General features: G+C 64.6%; 18 protein-coding genes. 4 read left to right on the forward strand and 14 right to left on the reverse strand.

Annotated features, from left to right (window positions below; translation table 11 throughout):
• Nucleotides 1-6: 6 nt before the first annotated feature.
• The 7 genes from ACFMPD_RS09950 to ACFMPD_RS09980 form a co-directional block, all read right to left on the reverse strand.
• Nucleotides 7-2,052 carry an acetyl-CoA carboxylase biotin carboxylase subunit gene (locus ACFMPD_RS09950; protein WP_380993720.1) on the reverse strand — a complete coding sequence of 682 codons (2,046 nt, stop codon included), beginning with the start codon at nt 2,050-2,052 and terminating at the stop codon, nt 7-9.
• A gap of 306 nt (nt 2,053-2,358) precedes the next feature.
• Nucleotides 2,359-2,565, reverse strand: a complete 207-nt coding sequence (locus tag ACFMPD_RS09955; protein ID WP_380993722.1) for a hypothetical protein — start codon at nt 2,563-2,565, stop codon at nt 2,359-2,361.
• Between the two features lie 358 nt (nt 2,566-2,923).
• Complete coding sequence (locus ACFMPD_RS09960; protein WP_380993724.1) at nt 2,924-3,280, reverse strand: hypothetical protein; 357 nt, start codon at nt 3,278-3,280, stop codon at nt 2,924-2,926.
• 78 nt (nt 3,281-3,358) lie between these two features.
• Nucleotides 3,359-3,499, reverse strand: a complete 141-nt coding sequence (locus tag ACFMPD_RS09965; RefSeq protein ID WP_380993725.1) for a hypothetical protein — start codon at nt 3,497-3,499, stop codon at nt 3,359-3,361.
• A gap of 205 nt (nt 3,500-3,704) precedes the next feature.
• On the reverse strand, nt 3,705-4,133 hold the full coding sequence (locus tag ACFMPD_RS09970) for a DUF6497 family protein (RefSeq protein WP_380993727.1): 429 nt from the start codon (nt 4,131-4,133) through the stop codon (nt 3,705-3,707).
• The gene (locus tag ACFMPD_RS09975) at nt 4,130-4,483 is read right to left on the reverse strand and encodes a hypothetical protein (RefSeq protein WP_380993728.1); all 354 of its coding nucleotides are present in this window, start codon (nt 4,481-4,483) and stop codon (nt 4,130-4,132) included. The genes ACFMPD_RS09970 and ACFMPD_RS09975 overlap by 4 nt, the downstream gene beginning before the upstream one ends.
• A gap of 107 nt (nt 4,484-4,590) precedes the next feature.
• Nucleotides 4,591-6,123, reverse strand: a complete 1,533-nt coding sequence (locus ACFMPD_RS09980) for an acyl-CoA carboxylase subunit beta (protein ID WP_380993729.1) — start codon at nt 6,121-6,123, stop codon at nt 4,591-4,593.
• A gap of 178 nt (nt 6,124-6,301) precedes the next feature.
• Here ACFMPD_RS09980 and ACFMPD_RS09985 point away from each other — a divergent pair, with 178 nt between their 5' ends.
• Together ACFMPD_RS09985 and ACFMPD_RS09990 are read left to right on the forward strand one after the other, a co-directional pair.
• A complete protein-coding gene (locus ACFMPD_RS09985; protein WP_380993731.1) occupies nt 6,302-7,516 on the forward strand; it encodes a multidrug effflux MFS transporter in 1,215 nt (404 codons plus the stop codon).
• A gap of 62 nt (nt 7,517-7,578) precedes the next feature.
• On the forward strand, nt 7,579-8,982 hold the full coding sequence (locus tag ACFMPD_RS09990; RefSeq protein ID WP_380993732.1) for a helix-turn-helix domain-containing protein: 1,404 nt from the start codon (nt 7,579-7,581) through the stop codon (nt 8,980-8,982).
• Nucleotides 8,983-9,034: 52 nt separating this feature from the next.
• Here ACFMPD_RS09990 and ACFMPD_RS09995 read toward each other — a convergent pair whose 3' ends face one another.
• The 7 genes from ACFMPD_RS09995 to ACFMPD_RS10025 form a co-directional block, all read right to left on the reverse strand.
• Nucleotides 9,035-9,271, reverse strand: a complete 237-nt coding sequence (locus tag ACFMPD_RS09995) for an HP1242/YdcH family protein (protein ID WP_380993733.1) — start codon at nt 9,269-9,271, stop codon at nt 9,035-9,037.
• A gap of 115 nt (nt 9,272-9,386) precedes the next feature.
• The gene (locus ACFMPD_RS10000) at nt 9,387-10,049 is read right to left on the reverse strand and encodes a thermonuclease family protein (RefSeq protein WP_380993734.1); all 663 of its coding nucleotides are present in this window, start codon (nt 10,047-10,049) and stop codon (nt 9,387-9,389) included.
• A gap of 66 nt (nt 10,050-10,115) precedes the next feature.
• Nucleotides 10,116-11,774 carry a choline dehydrogenase gene (gene betA / locus ACFMPD_RS10005; RefSeq protein WP_380993735.1) on the reverse strand — a complete coding sequence of 553 codons (1,659 nt, stop codon included), beginning with the start codon at nt 11,772-11,774 and terminating at the stop codon, nt 10,116-10,118.
• Nucleotides 11,775-11,856: 82 nt separating this feature from the next.
• Nucleotides 11,857-13,365: a choline-sulfatase gene (gene betC / locus ACFMPD_RS10010; protein ID WP_380993736.1), complete on the reverse strand. Its 1,509-nt coding sequence runs from the start codon at nt 13,363-13,365 to the stop codon at nt 11,857-11,859.
• Nucleotides 13,362-13,934 (reverse strand): choline-binding transcriptional repressor BetI, encoded by a 573-nt coding sequence (gene betI / locus ACFMPD_RS10015; RefSeq protein WP_380993737.1) that lies wholly within the window; start codon nt 13,932-13,934, stop codon nt 13,362-13,364. The genes betC and betI overlap by 4 nt, the downstream gene beginning before the upstream one ends.
• Before the next feature lie 110 nt (nt 13,935-14,044).
• On the reverse strand, nt 14,045-14,950 hold the full coding sequence (locus ACFMPD_RS10020; RefSeq protein ID WP_380993738.1) for a DMT family transporter: 906 nt from the start codon (nt 14,948-14,950) through the stop codon (nt 14,045-14,047).
• Between the two features lie 39 nt (nt 14,951-14,989).
• Nucleotides 14,990-15,589 carry a LysE/ArgO family amino acid transporter gene (locus ACFMPD_RS10025; RefSeq protein WP_380993739.1) on the reverse strand — a complete coding sequence of 200 codons (600 nt, stop codon included), beginning with the start codon at nt 15,587-15,589 and terminating at the stop codon, nt 14,990-14,992.
• Between the two features lie 96 nt (nt 15,590-15,685).
• On the opposite strand from ACFMPD_RS10025, the gene ACFMPD_RS10030 reads away from it, so the two are divergent.
• Together ACFMPD_RS10030 and ACFMPD_RS10035 are read left to right on the forward strand one after the other, a co-directional pair.
• Nucleotides 15,686-16,573: a LysR family transcriptional regulator ArgP gene (locus ACFMPD_RS10030; protein ID WP_380993741.1), complete on the forward strand. Its 888-nt coding sequence runs from the start codon at nt 15,686-15,688 to the stop codon at nt 16,571-16,573.
• Between the two features lie 56 nt (nt 16,574-16,629).
• Complete coding sequence (locus ACFMPD_RS10035; RefSeq protein ID WP_380993742.1) at nt 16,630-17,322, forward strand: nitroreductase family protein; 693 nt, start codon at nt 16,630-16,632, stop codon at nt 17,320-17,322.
• Nucleotides 17,323-17,339: the final 17 nt, after the last annotated feature.

Consider the following 17,339-nt stretch of genomic DNA (forward strand, 5'->3'; position numbering starts at 1 on the left):
ACGGCCTCACTCGAATTCCATGATGACGTCGTCGACGGCCAGGCTGTCGCCCGGGTTGGCGTTGATTTTGGACACGGTGCCTTTTTTCTCGGCGCGCAGGATGTTTTCCATCTTCATCGCCTCGACCGCGCACAGGGCCTGGCCTTCCTGGACCTCGTCGCCGACCGCGACATTGACCTTGGTGATCAGGCCCGGCATCGGGCAGAGCAGCATCCTGGACGTGTCCGGCGCCACTTTTTCCGGCATCAGTTCGGCCAGTTCGGCCTGCCGCGGCGTGCGCACATGCACCGTCAGGTCGGCACCGCGGTTGCGGATGCGGAAACCGCCGCTGATCTTGCCGACCTTGAGCACCAGCGGCGCCCCGTCGACACTCAGCCGCGCCAGCGGATCGCCCGGCGTCCAGTCGCTGGTCACCCGCATCTCGCCGCCATCGCCAAAGCGCACCGTGGCGCCGTCGTGATCGGCCGCGATCACCGTCTCGTAACGCTGCCCCTGCAGGGTGACCACCCAGTCGACGCCGACCTTGCGCTCGTGATTGTCCATCCGCCCCGAGACCCGGGTGCGGCGGATTTCGGCAACCCGGTGCATCGCCGAACAGGCCGCCGCGATGCGGCGCAGCGCCGGCTCGGGCAGTTCGACACCCTCGAACCCGTCGGGATACTGTTCCTCGATGAAGGCGGTGGTCATGTCGCCGGCCATGAAGATCGGGTGATCCATCACCGCCGCCAGGAACGGCAGGTTGTGGCCGATGCCTTCGATCTCGAAACTGTCCAGCGCCACCCGCATATGTTCGATCGCCTCGTCCCGGGTCGGCGCCCAGGTGCACAGTTTGGCGATCATCGGGTCGTAATACATGCTGATCTCGCCGCCCTCATAGACGCCGGTGTCGTTGCGCACCGCCATCTCGCCGGCCCGGGCCTCGTCCTGCCATTTGCCGTTGTCCAGCAGCGGCCCCGCCGCCACCTCTTCGGGCGGACGATAGCGGCTGAGCCGCCCGATCGAGGGCAGGAAACCGCGATAGGGATCCTCGGCATAGAGCCGGTTCTCGATCGCCCAGCCGTTCAGCTGCACATCGTCCTGGGTAAAGGACAGCTTTTCGCCCGCCGCCACCCGGATCATCTGCTCGACCAGGTCGACGCCGGTGATCAGCTCGGTGATCGGGTGCTCGACCTGCAGGCGGGTGTTCATCTCGAGGAAATAGAAATTGCGGTCGCCATCGACGATGAATTCCACCGTGCCGGCGCTGCAGTAATCCACCGCCTTGGCCAGGGCGACGGCCTGTTCGCCCATCGCCTTGCGGGTGGCCGCGTCCAGGAACGGGCTGGGGGCCTCTTCGACCACCTTCTGGTTGCGCCGCTGGATCGAGCATTCGCGCTCGTTCAGATAGACGCCGTTGCCGTGGCTGTCGCACAGCACCTGGATCTCGATATGGCGCGGCTGGGTGATGAATTTCTCGATAAAGATGCGGTCATCGCCGAAACTGCTGGCCGCCTCGTTCTTGGAACTCTGAAAGCCCTCGCGCGCCTCGTCGTCGTTCCAGGCGATGCGCATGCCCTTGCCGCCGCCGCCGGCGGACGCCTTGATCATCACCGGATAGCCGATCTCGTTGCTGATCTTCACCGCCTCGTCGGCATCGTCGATCAGGCCCATATAGCCCGGCACCGTCGACACGCCGGCCTCGATCGCGACCTTTTTGCTGGTGATCTTGTCGCCCATCGCCTCGATCGCGCCCACCGGCGGGCCGACAAAGGCCACGCCCTCGGCCGCCAGCGCCTCGGCGAATTTGCTGTTCTCCGACAGGAACCCGTAACCCGGATGCACCGCCTGCGCCCCGGTCGACCGGATCGCCTCCATCACCTTGTCGATCACGATATAGGACTGGTTGGCCGGCGGCGGGCCGATATGCACCGCCTCGTCCGCCATCTCGACATGCAACGCCTGCCGGTCCGCATCCGAATAAATCGCAACCGTCGATATCCCCATCTTCCGGGCCGACTTGATCACACGGCACGCTATCTCACCGCGATTTGCTATCAGTATCTTCTTGAACATGTGCTGTCCTTCATTCGTGTTTCGGTCGCACGCAAAACGCCGCCGCGGTGTTAAAAAACCGCAGCGGCGTTCCGCGCATCATGTGTCAGGCCCGGTTCGGGCCAAATGTCGGAAATGGGTCGGGCAGCGATCGACGTCAAAGCGATCGGCAGGCGGCCTGGTACGCGGATCCGCAGCGCGGTTTCGGCCGGGCCCGGAGGCACCAAAGCCGGACCCCGGGCGACGTCATTCGCCCCTTGGGGCCGGCCAGAGCCGGCGTGCCGCTTTGCCCCGCGCCGGGGATCGGCGCGGTCCGCAATTTTCAGATCAGTTGCACTTGCCCGGGTTGGCCTCGCAGTAGAGCACATTGCCCGCCGCGCCGGCCGCTGCCCCGGCATAGACATTGCCGTCCAGCACCGCCGCGCCCAGGAATCCGGCGCCGGCGCCATAGAGCGCCTGTTCGCCGGTGCTGTCGCCGCAGGCGGCAAGGCCCGCACATAGCGCCAAGGCGCCCCAAAGGTGTATTGCCCGCATTCTGCCCCTCCTTCTCGTGGTCTGGTGGCCAATGCTTCCTCATGCCCACGCCACAGCGTTCCGCGCAACGGCAAAGGCCGGCAGGCCGGAGGATGAGCCAAACCATGCCGATTATCGGCTGCGAATCGTTCATGAAAAGAGACGGACAGGCAAATGTCAGAGACAAAAGCCTGCCCGCTCAGGGAAAGGGTACGGAATAGATAGTCTGCAGACGACGCAGGAAAGATTGGAAAGGAAAGGACAATGGCGCCGTCTACAACCTGGACGGTTGCATTTCCCATCAACCTCTCCAAGGCTGAAAATGTGACACCGAGAATTTGGGCTGAATCACGCCGATCGCCGCGAATTTTCCGCAAGATCATGCCGATCTCCCGTCGAAAACCTCGGGAAAACTGGCTTGAGCGACCTTCAGATCAATGATCAGCAGCGCCTCGTAGCTGGCCGGATCGAAAGGGTCTTCGGCGGCGATCACCTCGCGGTCGAACAGCCAGCTCAGACGACCGGCATCCAGATTTCCGCGCTCAAAAGGCTGATCCCCGAACTGCGCCCACAGCGCGGCCATGAAGCCGGTATCGGCGCGCCGGTCGGCGGGCTTGCGGTCGGCATAGCGTTCACGCCGCACGATCGGCGTCACCCCCCGGGGATTGGGGCGGCGGATCGTGAACTGATAATCCGTGCCGGGCAAACGGCCGGGAAACCCGCGATGTTTCAGCATGGGCCGGCCTCGGCAGCAGGGCGCGGCGCGCCTGGCTGTACGATTGCCGTCCATGCGCGATGGGGCGGGGCTTTGCGGTCAGTATTTGCCGGAAAACGTCCTGTCCACGGTGATCGGTTCCGGTTCTGCGATGGTAAATTCTTCCTGAATCGACATGTCGCAGGCGGCAAGAACCGCCGCAATGCCGAGGATTGCCAATGATGCGATGCGCTTTGACATCCGTGTCTCCTGACTGCTCTGGCTGGGCCTTTTGACCCTTCCGGCCCCACGTTTGGGGCATGGGCTGCTTTTGCGCAGCTTTGCAGATCCATAGCCGAAAGACGCATGAAACAACATCCTTTGACGCGCCGGCAGACAGGGTGTGGCGACGATGGCGCAATCGTCCGGCCGGACGAGAATGTCAGCGCAACATATTGTGGTATCATCAGAATTCTTCCCAGATGCAGTCGGCATCTTCCAGCCGATAGGCCTCGAAGAATTGCGTGGCCTCGGGCGCGGCCAGCCCGAACGGGACATCGCGGTCCGACAGGGAAATGACCACCCGCGATGGCGATAGCGCGTATTCCGCCAGATAGGGCAACACCAAGTTGCGGCACAGATGGTCCATGTCCGCCGCTGCCTGGCCGTAATCGACCGAACCGCTTTGCCGGGCAATCTGCGGCGCCACGAATCTGAAGCGGATCCAGACCTCGCCGGGGCGGTCGTCTACCAGCACTTCGTTCAGTTCGACAGGCTGGCCGGACGGGACGGTTATCGCCCACCCCGAAGTCGCCGACATCACCGCAAACCCGGCGGCCAGCCCCATGGCGGCACCGGCCATGACCCGGCCACGATTGTCGGCGACGAGACTCATACGGGGGGGGCCATCCAGATCGTGGACAGAACAAGGATCAGCAGCAGGAAATAGCCGATTCCCATTGTGACAACGGTGGGCCATGTGACGCCCTTGAGCAGGCCCACCTGCGCGTCCCTGCCGCGCGAAATATCGTCGGTTCGATCTATCCCTTTGAAAAAATTCACGAGTATCCTCCCTCTGGTTTGAAAACGCTCCGTTCTTTGCAAAAAAATGTTTTTACCAATACGCCCCGAGCCGCGCAGACAGCCGGTCCGGGCAAACAAACCGCAGCACCGCGCGGTGGCACGGCTTTTGCAGACAGCAAGGCGATCTGTGAAAAATTCATCGCCAGCATACGGCCTCTTCATTCCTCTGTCTCCGCCGGGGCACCAGTTGCCGGGCGCCCCCGCGATGGTTGCGGTCCTGATCCGGACACCTGCCAAGCCTCACACGCCGGGGGCGCCGGGATCAGCCCTCACAACGGAATATTGTCATGTTTTTTCCACGGGTTCTGCAGCTTTTTGTTGCGCAGCGAGGCGAAGGCGCGGCTGACCCTGAGGCGGGTCGAGTGCGGTGTGATCACCTCGTCGATGAAACCGCGTTCTGCCGCCACGAAGGGGTTGGCGAAGCGGTCTTCGTAATCCTTGGTATGCGCCGCGATCTTGTCGGCGTCACCCAGATCGGCGCGGTGGATGATCTCGGTTGCGCCCTTGGCGCCCATCACCGCGATCTCGGCGGTCGGCCAGGCATAGTTGAAATCGCCGCGCAGGTGCTTGGAGGCCATCACGTCATAGGCGCCGCCATAGGCCTTGCGGGTGATCACCGTCACCTTGGGCACCGTCGCCTCGCCATAGGCAAAGAGCAGTTTCGCGCCATGCTTGATCACGCCGCCATATTCCTGCCCGGTGCCGGGCAGGAAGCCGGGCACGTCGACAAAGGTCAGGATCGGGATTTCAAACGCGTCGCAGAACCGCACGAACCGCGCCGCCTTGCGCGAACTGTCGATGTCCAGACAGCCGGCCAGCACCATCGGCTGGTTGGCGACGACCCCGACGGTCTGACCCTCGAGCCGGATAAAGCCGGTGATGATGTTCTTGGCGAATTCCTCTTGAATTTCATAGAAATCGCCCTCGTCCGCGACCTTGAGGATCAGTTCCTTCATGTCGTAGGGGCTGTTGGGATTGTCCGGCACCAGCGTGTCCAGCGCGTTTTCGACCCGCGCCGGCCCGTCAAAGAACGGCCGTACCGGGGGTTTCTCGCGGTTGTTCAGCGGCAGGAAATCGACCAGGCGGCGGACCTCGGCCAGCGCCTCGACATCGTTCTCGAACGCGCCGTCGGCAACGCTGGACTTGCGGGTATGGGTGCTGGCGCCGCCCAGTTCCTCGGCCGTCACCACCTCGTTGGTCACCGTCTTGACCACATCCGGGCCGGTGACGAACATATAGGAGGTGTCCTTGACCATGAAGATGAAGTCGGTCATCGCCGGGCTGTAGACCGCGCCGCCCGCGCAGGGGCCCATGATGACGCTGATCTGCGGCACCACGCCGCTGGCCATGATGTTGCGCTGGAACACCTCGGCATAGCCCGCCAAGCTGGCCACGCCCTCCTGGATGCGCGCCCCGCCCGAGTCGTTCAGACCGATCACCGGCGCGCCGTTCTGCACCGCCATGTCCATGATCTTGCAGATCTTCTGCGCCTGGGTCTCGGACAGCGAGCCGCCGAAGACGGTGAAATCCTGGGAAAACACATAGACCATGCGGCCGTTGATCGTGCCCCAGCCGGTGACCACGCCGTCCCCCGGCATCTTGGTCTTCTCCATGCCGAAATCGGTGCAGCGATGGGTCACGAACATGTCGAACTCCTCAAAGCTGTCCTCGTCCAGCAAAAGTTCGATCCGTTCGCGCGCCGTCAGCTTGCCACGGGCATGCTGCGCATCTATCCGCTTCTGCCCCCCGCCCAGCCGTGCGGCCGCACGGCGGTTTTCCAACTCGGAAAGGATGTCTTTCATTGTGCGTGTCTCCCTAGGGTTTCAAGCGACTTTACAGAGGGTCAAAGGGGCGCCAAAGGGAAATTCCGCATATTTGCAAATTCACGGTAGACGCAACATCGCTAATCGCAAATCCGCTAATTAACAATTGAACATATGGACAGTTCACCCCGGTTCGGCGCAAAATTGCCGTCAGACCATGCCCGCTGAAACACATATCCGGTTTCTCGACCGTCGGCATCCGCCGCATATCGCCACCCTGATCCTGATGGCGGGGCTGTCGGCGCTGGTGATGAACATCTTTCTGCCCAGCTTGCCCAACATGACGGAGTATTTCCAGACCGACTATCGGCTGATGCAGCTGTCCGTGGCCCTGTATCTGGCGGCCAGTGCGGTGCTGCAGATTCTGATCGGCCCGATCGCCGACAAGGTCGGGCGGCGACCGGTGGCGCTGTGGGGCATGGCGCTGTTCATGGCGGCAACGCTGGGATGCCTGTTTGCGCCCAGCGCCGAAATCTTTCTGGCGTTCCGGATGTGCCAGGCGGTGATCGTGGTCTGCATGGTGCTCAGCCGCGCCGTGGTGCGCGACATGTATCCGCAGGATCAGGCCGCCAGCATGATAGGCTATGTCACGATGGGCATCGCCGTGGTGCCGATGATCGGACCGGCGATCGGCGGCCTTCTGGACGAATGGTTCGGCTGGCAGGCGAATTTTTGGCTGATGCTGCTATTGGGCGTTGGCACGATGGCGCTGATCTGGGCCGATCTTGGCGAGACCGGCGGCAAGAGCGGTCTCAGCCTGGCGGCGCAGTTTGCCGAATATCCCGAGCTGCTGCACAGCCCGCGGTTCTGGGGCTATTCCATGGCGTCGGCCCTGTCTTCGGGCGCTTTCTTTGCCTATCTGGGGGGCGCGCCGTTTGTCGGAACCGAGGTGTTTGCCATGACCCCCGGAATGCTGGGCCTGTTCTTTGGCGCGCCCGCGATCGGCTATTTCCTGGGAAATTACCTGACTGGCCGCTTTGCCGTGCGGTTCGGCATCAACCGCATGGTCCTGTGGGGCTGCCTGTTCTGCAGCCTGGGCGGCCTGTTGTCCCTGCTGGTGATGCTGGCCGGAGCCGGATCGCCGATCAGCTTTTTCGGGTTCATGACCTTTGTCGGGCTGGGCAACGGCTTGTCGATTCCCAACGCCACCGCCGGGATGCTGTCGGTCCGACCGCATCTGGCAGGCACCGCCGCCGGGCTGGGCGGCGCGATGATGCTGGGCGGCGGCGCGGCACTGAGCGCGCTGGCGGGGGCGCTGCTGTCGCCGCAGACCGGCGCCTATCCGCTGTTGTGGCTGATGCTGATCACCGCGCTGCTGGGCACGGTCACCATCGTGCTGGTGATACTGCGGGAACGCCAGCTGGGTCTCTAGGCCTTGCGCGAGACGATTTGCAAACCTAGTGTGCCGCCAGATCGATTTTGCAAAGGCACCTCATGGCCACCAAGAAACTCTATGCCGGCGCCAAGCTGCGGGAAATGCGAACCCGACTGGGGCTGACGCAAAAGGATTTCGCCGGCAAGCTGGGCATCTCGCTGCCCTATCTGAACCAGATGGAGAACAACAACCGTCCGGTCAGCAGCACGGTGGTGCTGGCGCTGGCACAGGAATTCGGGCTGGATGTCACCGAGCTGAGCACTGGCGACAGCGAGCGGCTGGTCAGCGACATGCGCGAGGCGCTGGCCGATCCGGTCATTTCAGATGGCGTACCGCCGCTGGCCGATCTGCGCCTGACCGCCTCCAATGCGCCGGCCCTGGCGCGCGCCCTGATCGAACTGCACCGCAGCTATCGCCAGACCCACGAGCGTCTGGCGTCGCTGGACGAGGCCCTGGGCCGCGAAGGCGCCGGAACCCAGTCCAGCCCCTGGGACGACGTGCGGGACTTTTTCCACTATTGCGACAACTATATCGACTCGGTGGATCGCGCGGCCGAGAATTTCGCCGGGCAGGCCAACCAGAGCCGCCAGGACATCCGCGCCGCGGCCATGGCCCAACTGACCGCGCGCGGCGTGGTCGTGGCCTTTGTCGACATGGAATTGCTGCGCCAGTTCGATGTCCAGCGCAAGATTCTGCGCCTGTCCTCGCGGGCCACGCCGCAGACCCAGCTGTTTCAGATCCTGCTGCAACTGGCGCTGCTGACCCAGGACGCGCTGCTCGAAGCCACGCTGGATCTGGCGCGGTTTCAGACCGACGCGGCGCGTTCCATCGCCAAGATCGGACTGGCGAACTATTTTGCCGGCGCGGCGATGATGCCCTATGGCGACTTTCTGGCCGCGGCCCAGGATTGCCGCCACGATCTGGAGCGCCTGAGCCTGCAATTCGGCGCCAGTATCGAGCAGGTGGCGCACCGGCTGTCGACACTGCAACGCCCCGGCGCAAAGGGTGTGCCGTTCTTTTTCGTGCGCGTCGATCAGGCCGGCACCATCACCAAGCGCCACAGCGCCACGCGGCTGCAATTCGCGCGGTTCGGCGGCGCCTGCCCGCTGTGGAACGTGCATCAGGCCTTTGAGACGCCGGGCCGGTTCCTGCGGCAACTGGCCGAAACGCCGGATGGTGCGCGTTATATCCTGTTGGCCCGGGATGTGTCCAAACCCGGCGGGTCCTTTGACACACCGGTGCGGCGCTATGCCATCGCCTTGGGATGCGAGGTGCGCCATGCGGGCTCGATGGTCTATGCCGACGGGCTGGATGTCTCCAACGTCGGAACCTTTGAACCGATCGGCATTTCCTGCCGCATCTGTGAACGCACGGCCTGCCACCAGCGTTCCGTGCCGCCGCTGGAACGACAGCTGACAATCGACGAGAATACGCGGGGGGTGCTGCCCTATCGGATCAGCTGACCCCCGGCAGGCGCCAGGGCGCGCCGGGGGGTTTTCTTGAGGGGTGGGGCGGTTATTCCGACAGCATGCTCCAGATCTGATCCTTGAGCAGCGCGCGTTTCTTGCGCATCTCGACCTCGGTCAGTTCCTCGACCGGTTCGACGTTGGTCTCGGCCCGATGCACGGCACGGTTGATCTCGTGATACTCGTCCGCCAGCTTGGCAAAATGCGCGTTGGACTCCTTGAGCGCGTGCATCGCATCGATCTTGTCAGGAAATTCCTCGGCCAGTTCATGTGGCGTGTGAGACATCTGTATACTCCTTGTTGCTTGGATTTGGCTGCAGATTAGGGCCACCGCTGCGCGCGGTACTTTGATGTTGATCAATCCGCGTGGCCGGATAGGGAAAAAGCCGTCCGCCGCGCCATCAGCGCCGTGCACGCCGCCAGCCGGCCCGCCGCGCCGCTGCCTCGGAACAGAACCAGCGTTCGCCTTTTTGCGGGTTGATCCGGGTGCGGTCGTAATGCTCCTGTCCGGGCAGGTGGTAAATGCGCCGCCCGCCCGACGAGATGTTACCCTTGATGGCGCAATCCGCCGGCGCAGCCCGAACCGGCCGCTGCCGCGCGGCGCGGTGCTCGGCAGGCGACTGCATGCGGCTGGCATGCAGGCCCCGGTTGCGCACCGCGGCGCGTTTCTCGTCCAGGTCATAATCCATGGAATAGCGCCGATAGGCAAAGGCCAGCCCCTCGGTCACCAGCACCGAACCGACATCCGCGCCCAGCGCGTCGCAGCGGGCGACAATGCGCCGGTAGCGATCGGTTGTCAGCGCCGTGCACCGCGCCTTGCGGCCCTGATAGCGACGGCGGACCTGATCGGTGGCCCATTTGCCGCAGGCCCAGACCTCGCCCGAGGCGCGCCGGCAGGTTTGATCCAGTTCCGGCGCGTCGATCCCGAAAAGGCGCACGCGCTGCCCGCCGACATCCCAGGTATCAGCGTCGATCACCCGCACAATCCCGGTCGGCCCCTGGGGACCGGCCACGGCCGCCACCGACAGGCTGGCCAGAACAAATACTGCACAAATCCTTAACACCCCGCCGATATGGGGCGGAAATCCGCCGCGCACAATGCGTTTCGTTAAGGCAGGTTAACAGGTGTTTCAGCGCTGTGCCGTCTGCCAATCGGGATGCAGCCAGGGCTGGTCGTTGGAGGGCGGCAGCGGATCGCGGCCCAGCAGGTGGTCGGCGACCTTTTCGCCGACCATGATCGAGGGCGCGTTGAGATTGCCATTGGTGATGCGGGGAAAGATGCTGCTGTCGGCCACCCGCAGCGCCCGGACGCCGATCACCCGGCCCCGCGGATCGACCACCGCGCCCGGATCGTCGGGCCGCCCCATGCGGCAGGTACCACAGGGGTGATAGGCGCTTTCCGCGTGTTCGGCGACAAAGGCGTCCAGTTCGGCATCGCTCTGCACCCCTGCCCCGGGCTGAATCTCGTGGCGGACAAAGGCGGCAAAGGCCGGCTGGGCGAAGATCTCGCGGGTCAGGCGGATGCAGTTGCGGAAATCGTGCCAGTCCTGCTCTGTTGACATATAGTTGAACCGGATCACCGGCGCCGCAACCGGGTCGGGCGAGCGCAGCGTCACGCTGCCCCGGCTGGGCGAGCGCATGGGGCCGACATGGGCCTGAAACCCGTGCCCCTCGGCGGCGGCCTGGCCATCATAGCGCACCGCCATCGGCAGGAAATGATACTGGATGTCCGGATAGGGCACCCCGGCGCGGCTGCGAATGAAGGCGGCGCTTTCGAATTGGTTCGACGCCCCCAGACCGCGTCGCAGGAACAGCCATTGCGCGCCGATCAACGCCTTGCCGACCAGGTTCCAGTGCCGATAGAGCGTGATCGGCTGGCTGGCGGCCATCTGGATATACAGTTCAAGATGATCCTGCAGGTTCTGCCCGACCCCGGGGCGGTCGGCGATCACCTGGATGCCGTGTTCGGACAGGTGCCGCGCCGGGCCGATGCCCGACATCATCAACAGCTTGGGCGAGTTGATCGACGAGGCCGCCAGCACCACCTCGCGCCGGGCCCGGACGGTCTGCACCTTGCCGCCGCGGCGTATCTCGACCCCGGTGGCCCGGCCCTGGTCGATCACCACGCGGCAGGCCAGCGCACGGATCACTTTGCAGGTGTCGCGCCTGAGCGCCGGGCGCAGATAGGCATTGGCCGCCGACCAGCGCCGTCCGCGCCATACGGTCTGGTCCATCGGACCAAACCCCTCTTGCTTTGCGCCATTATAATCGTCTGTCGCCTGATATCCGGCCTGCTGCCCGGCCTGGACAAAGGCATCGAACAGCGGGTTGGAGCGCGGCCCCCGGGTGACATGCAGCGGTCCGTCGCGGCCGCGCCAGTCCGGGTCGCCGCCATGGCCGTTGGCGTGCCAGTTTTCCATCCGCTTGAAATAGGGCAGCACGTCGGCATAGCCCCAGCCGGAGGCGCCCTGTTCCGCCCAATGATCGAAATCCATCGCGTGACCGCGCACATAGACCATGCCGTTGATGCTGGAGGAGCCGCCGATCACCTTGCCGCGCGGACAGGCCAGCCGGCGGTTGTTCAGATGCGGCTCGGGTTCGCTGCGGTAGCCCCAGTCGTAGCGCGCCATGTTCATCGGATAGCTCAGCGCCGCTGGCATCTGGATGAACGGGCCGGCGTCAGAGCCGCCATGTTCGATCACGACGACCGAGGCCCCGGACTCTGCCAGCCGATAGGCCAAGGTGCAGCCCGCGCTGCCGGCCCCGATGATGACGAAATCCGCCTCCATGATCACGCGCGCCCTGCCATCGCGCCGCTGCGCGGCGATTTCATGCCTCCGGCGGGGATATTTCCGGCAAGAGGAAAAGTCATCATTCGCCCCTTGGGAAACGCTGGTTTTCTTCGAGCACGTTCAGGTCCATGTGGTTGCGCATGTAGCGTTCCGAGGCTTTTTGCAGCGGCTGGTAGTCCCATGGGTAATAGCCGCCCTGGCGCAGCGCCTCATAGACCACCCAGCGGCGGGCCTGACTGGCGCGCACCTCGGCGTCAAAGCGTTCGAGGTTCCAGCGTTCCCGCGACTGGACGCGCAGGGTTTCCAGCGTGCCCTGATGGGCCGGGGTTTCGGCCAGGTTGGTCAATTCCAGCGGATCGTTCTTCAGGTCGAACAGCTGGTCCGGATCGAGCGCGCAGCGGTTGTATTTCCATCTGCCCTGACGCAGCGACACCAGGGGCGCATCCGACCCCTCGGCGGCGTATTCCATGGCCACGGGACTGGAACGCTGGTTGCCATGGGCCAAGGGCGTCAGGTCCTGGCCATCGGTCCAGGGTTCGATTTCGGTCATGTCCACCCCGGCCAGCGCGCCGAGGGTCGGCGTTACGTCCAGCGTCGAGACGGGCGTGTCGATGCGGCCCGCCGGCAGGTCCGGTGCCGCGATCATCAGGGGCACACGGGACGCGCCTTCGAAGAAGGACATTTTGAACCACAGCCCGCGCTCGCCCAGCATGTCGCCATGGTCCGAGACGAAGACCACCATCGCCTCCTGGCGGGTGTCCTGCAGCACCTGCAGGATCGCGCCGATCTTGTCGTCGAGATACGAGATATTGGCGAAATAGGCCCGCCGTGCCCGCGCGATATCTCTGCCGGTAATATCAAAACTGCGCCAGTCATTGGCGTCAAACAGGCGTTTGGAATGCGGGTCGTGATCGGCATAGGCGATGGCCGGCGTCTCGGGCACCAGATGCGCGCAGTCGCGATACAGGTCCCAGTATCGGCGCCGCGTCACATAGGGATCATGTGGGTGGGTAAAGCTGACGGTCAGGCACCAGGGCCGCTCGTCATGGCCGCGGGCCAGATCATAGAGCTTTGCGGTCGCGTGATGGGCGACTTCGTCGTCATATTCCATCTGGTTGGAGATTTCGGCCACCCCGGCCCCGGTGACGCTGCCCAGATTGTGATACCACCAGTCGATGCGCTGGCCCGGTTTGCGGTAATCCGGCGTCCAGCCGAAATCGGCCGGGTAGATGTCGGTGGTCAGGCGTTCCTCAAAGCCGTGCAGCTGGTCCGGCCCGACGAAATGCATCTTGCCCGACAGGCAGGTCTGATAGCCGGCGCGGCGCAGGTGATGGGCATAGGTCGGGATGTCGCTGCGAAACTCGGCGGCGTTGTCATAGACTCCGGTGCGGCTGGGCAACTGCCCGGACATGAAGCTGGCGCGCGCCGGCGCGCAGAGCGGGCTTGCGGTATAGGCATTGGCAAACCGGGTCGAGCGCGCCGCCAGCCGCTTGAGGTTGGGCACGTGCAGCCAGTCTGCCGGGCCATCGGCAAACAGGGTGCCGCTCAACTGATCCACCATCAGGATCAGAATGTTGGGCCGGCTCATGTCCGCGCCTGCCGCAGCAGGGCCAGAACCGACAGGGCCTGCTCGATGGCGATCTGCGGTGCGTCTGGGTCGTGCAATGCGGCGCGGATATACAACCCGTCGATCAGCGCCGCCAGCGTGTCGGCGGCCTGGGCAGGGTTGGCCACCAGGGGCCCCAGCGCATGGGTCAGGTTCGACCGCAGGCGCCGCTGATAGATCCGCCACAGGCGCAGCGCGTCGTCGTCGGATTGCGCCATGACGTAGAAGGTCATCCAGGCGCCGATCGTGGCCGGCGCAAAGCAGGCGGGCGCAAAACAGGCGCGAATGATGGCCGCGGCGCGGTCCTGCTGCGCCGCCTCGCGCAGTTCGTGGCGCACCGTAGCGCCGAAGTCGGTGAGAATGCGGCGCATCGCGGCCAGGAAAATCTGTTGTTTGCCGCCGAAATAATGATGCGCCAGGGCGCTGGACATGCCCGCCCGGCGGGCGATCTGATTGACCGTCACATCCAGCGATCCTGCCGATCCGATTTCGGCAATCGTTGCCTTGACCAGCGCCTCGCGCCGTATGGGTTCCATTCCGACCTTGGGCATGTCCGGACTCCGCGTTTTCTGGGATCCGACGCTAGAAACCGTTTGTTGACTCGTCAATCAATAAAACGGCAGCCCATCGCCCGGACCCCGGTCACGGCGGCAGCGGTGCATCAGACCTTGGTCGCCGGTACCGGTGGGGTGATCTGGCGCCGTTTCAGCACGGTTTCGCGCCATGTGATGAAAGTGACGGCCCCCAGGATCAGCCCCCCGCCAAGGATCACCCAGCCGTCCACAGGTTCACTGAAGACCAGCGCACCCAACGCCGTCGCCCACACCAGCTGCAGAAAGGTCACCGGCTGGGTGACAGCCACCGGGGCTGCGGCAAAGGCCAGGGTCATCGCGAAATGCCCGGCGGTGGCAAAACTGGCGACGCCGAACAGGATCAGCAGTTCGGTCAGGGTTGGCGTGACCCAAACCGCATAGGCAAAGGGCGCCAGGCACAGGGTGACCCAGATTGACAGCATGCCAACGACGGTAGCGGCATCGGCGCGCCCCGTGGCGACCTTTGCCAGCAGATAAGAGCCGCCGAAAGCGATCGCGGCCAGCAGCATCGCCAGATGCCCCGGCTGGATCTCGCGGTATCCGGGGCGCAGAATGATCAGCGCACCGATCAGTGCGGCAACAACGGCAACAAGGCGGCGGGCGGCCAGCCGTTCCCCCAGAAACAGCGCCGCGCCCAGGGTGACGTAGACCGGCGAAAGATAATTGATCGCGGTGACCTCGGACAGCGGAATGCGGGTCATGGCAAAAAACCACATCATCACCGCCAGCGCATGCAGCACACCGCGCGCCGTGAACAGCGCCCACATGCGGCGATCCAGGCGCGCCGAAAACAGCGGGCGCAGCATCGGCAACAGAAAGACCAGTCCCAGCAGATAGCGCAGAAACGCCTGTTCAGGCGGTGGAATCCGCGGACCCAGGTATTTGACAAACGCCGTGACGGCGACAAAACACAGGCCAGTGACCAGCATCCAAAGGATGCCGGCGACGGGGCGCGCGGGTCGCTGATTGCTCATGGACAATGTGAATACTCATTCCGATGCGGGTGCAACCTTTCACATGACAAGCAGTTTCAACGCGATCGCCCACATGATCAGTGCGATCGCCGCGTCCATGATCTGCCAGGCCCTTGGCCGGGCAAAGACAGGCTGCAAAAGCCGGGCACCAAAGCCGAGTGTAAAGAAGAACACGAAGCTGGCGCAGATCGCGCCCAGCCCGAACCCCACCCGGTCGGCATATTGCGCCGAGATCGTGCCGATCAGCACGACCGTGTCCAGATAGACATGCGGGTTGAGCCAGGTGAACGCCAGCACCATCGACAGGGCAGCCGCCAGGCTGGCCGCCTGCCCCCTGTCCGCCCGCATCGTTTCGCCGCCGCGCCAGGCGCTGCGCAGGCTGATCAGCCCATAGATTGCCAGAAAGGCAGCTCCGCCATAGCGCATGACCGGCTCAAGCCCCGGCAGGCGCGCAGCAAGGCTGCCGACCCCCGCCACCCCGGTGGCGATCAGGATCGCATCCGACAGGGCACAGGCCAGACAGGTCCAGAACACGTGCTGCCCGCGCAACCCCTGGCGCAGGACAAAGGCGTTCTGCGCCCCGATGGGCAGGATCAGACTGAGCCCCAGTCCGAAACCGGGCAGAAACGCGGTGCTCATCGCTCTCACTCTCTTTCCGTCTTGGCACGCGGATTGACTAGATTGGGGCGGAAACGTAATCCAGTTAATAATTATCACTCCAGTTAAGGAATGCTAATGCATTTCGATCCTCATCATCTGGCCGCTCTGTCCGCCGTACTGCGCTGTGGCAGTTTCGAGGCAGCCGCCAGAGAGCTGGCGATCACGCCCTCGGCGGTGTCGCAGCGTATCAAGGCGCTGGAGGATCGCGTCGGCGGCGTGCTGATCCGGCGCGGCCCACCCTGCACCGGGACGGCCGCCGGGCTGCGCCTGTGCAAACATGCCGAGGATGTGGCGCTGCTGGAATCACTGGTCAGCCGCGAATTGTCGCTGGACCGTCCGGCGGGCACGACGCATCTGCGCATCGCGGTCAATGCCGACAGTCTGGCCACCTGGTTCGTCGCGGCGATGGCAGCTGTCCCGGACCTGCTGTTCGATCTGGTTATCGACGATCAGGATCACAGCGCCGACTGGCTGCGGCGCGGCGAGGTCAGCGCCGCGGTCACCGCCCAGCGCCAGCCGGTGACCGGCTGTGATGCGGTGCCGCTGGGGGCGCTCAGCTATGTCGCCACCGCCAGCCCCGGCTTCATGCGGCGGTGGTTCCCGCACGGTCCGGACGCTGCGACCCTGGCCCGCGCGCCCTGCCTGACTTTCAACGCCAAGGACCAGCTGCAACGGCGGTGGATATCCGACAATGTCGGCCAGCGGCTGTCCCCGCCGGCGCATTACCTGCCCTCGACCCAGGCCTTTGTCGACGCCGCCCGCGCCGGATTGGGCTGGGGCATGAACCCGGAACCGCTGGTGCGCGCGGCGCTGAAACAGGGCGATCTGGTGCCCTTGCGCCCCGAATCCGCGCTGGACGTGCCGCTGACCTGGCAGATCAGCCGCATCATGGCACCGGCGCTGGCGCCGATGACCCGGGCGGTGCGCGCCGCAGCGCGGGCCGAACTGATCGCCGCAGCCTGACCTTGCCGCATCAGGTCCGGGTGGCGATACTGACCCCATCCCAGCCGGAGAAAGCCATGTTCAGCAAGACCGCTCTCAGCTATTCCGCGATCCCCCTGCCGGACCGGACGGATTTGGACGACGGGCAGATGTACCAGGCAGCCAGCGCCTTTCACGACCGGATGCGCACCCGGCATACGGTGCGCGACTATTCCGAGCGCCCGGTGCCGCGCGATGTGATCGAAACCTGCATCCGGACCGCCGGCACCGCGCCTTCGGGGGCCAATCACCAGCCCTGGCATTTCGTCGCCATCGCCGATCCGGCGATGAAACAGCGCATCCGCGACGCGGCCGAAGACGAGGAACGCCGCTTTTATGCCGGCGGGGCCGGCGACGAATGGATCAGGGCGCTGGAACCGATCGGCACCAATGCCGAGAAACCGCACCTGACCACCGCCCCCTGGCTGATCGTGGTCTTTGCCCAGCGCTGGGGCCAGTTTCAGGACGGCACCCGGTTCAAGAATTACTACGTGCCCGAAAGCGTCAACATCGCCACAGGGTTCCTGCTGGCCGCCCTGCACCATGCCGGCCTGTGCACCCTGACGCACACGCCCAACCCGATGAAATTCCTGAACCACGCCCTTGGGCGCCCCCCGTCGGACAAGCCGACGATGATCATCGCCGTGGGCCATCCGGCCGCCGACGCGACCGTTCCGGCCGTGGCAAAGCTGAAAAAGCCATTGCGGGACATCGCCACGTTCCTGGAGTGACGGCCCGGGCCAAAGAA

The organism is Sedimentitalea sediminis (assembly GCF_042687825.1).
Classification (GTDB): Bacteria; Pseudomonadota; Alphaproteobacteria; order Rhodobacterales; family Rhodobacteraceae; genus Sedimentitalea.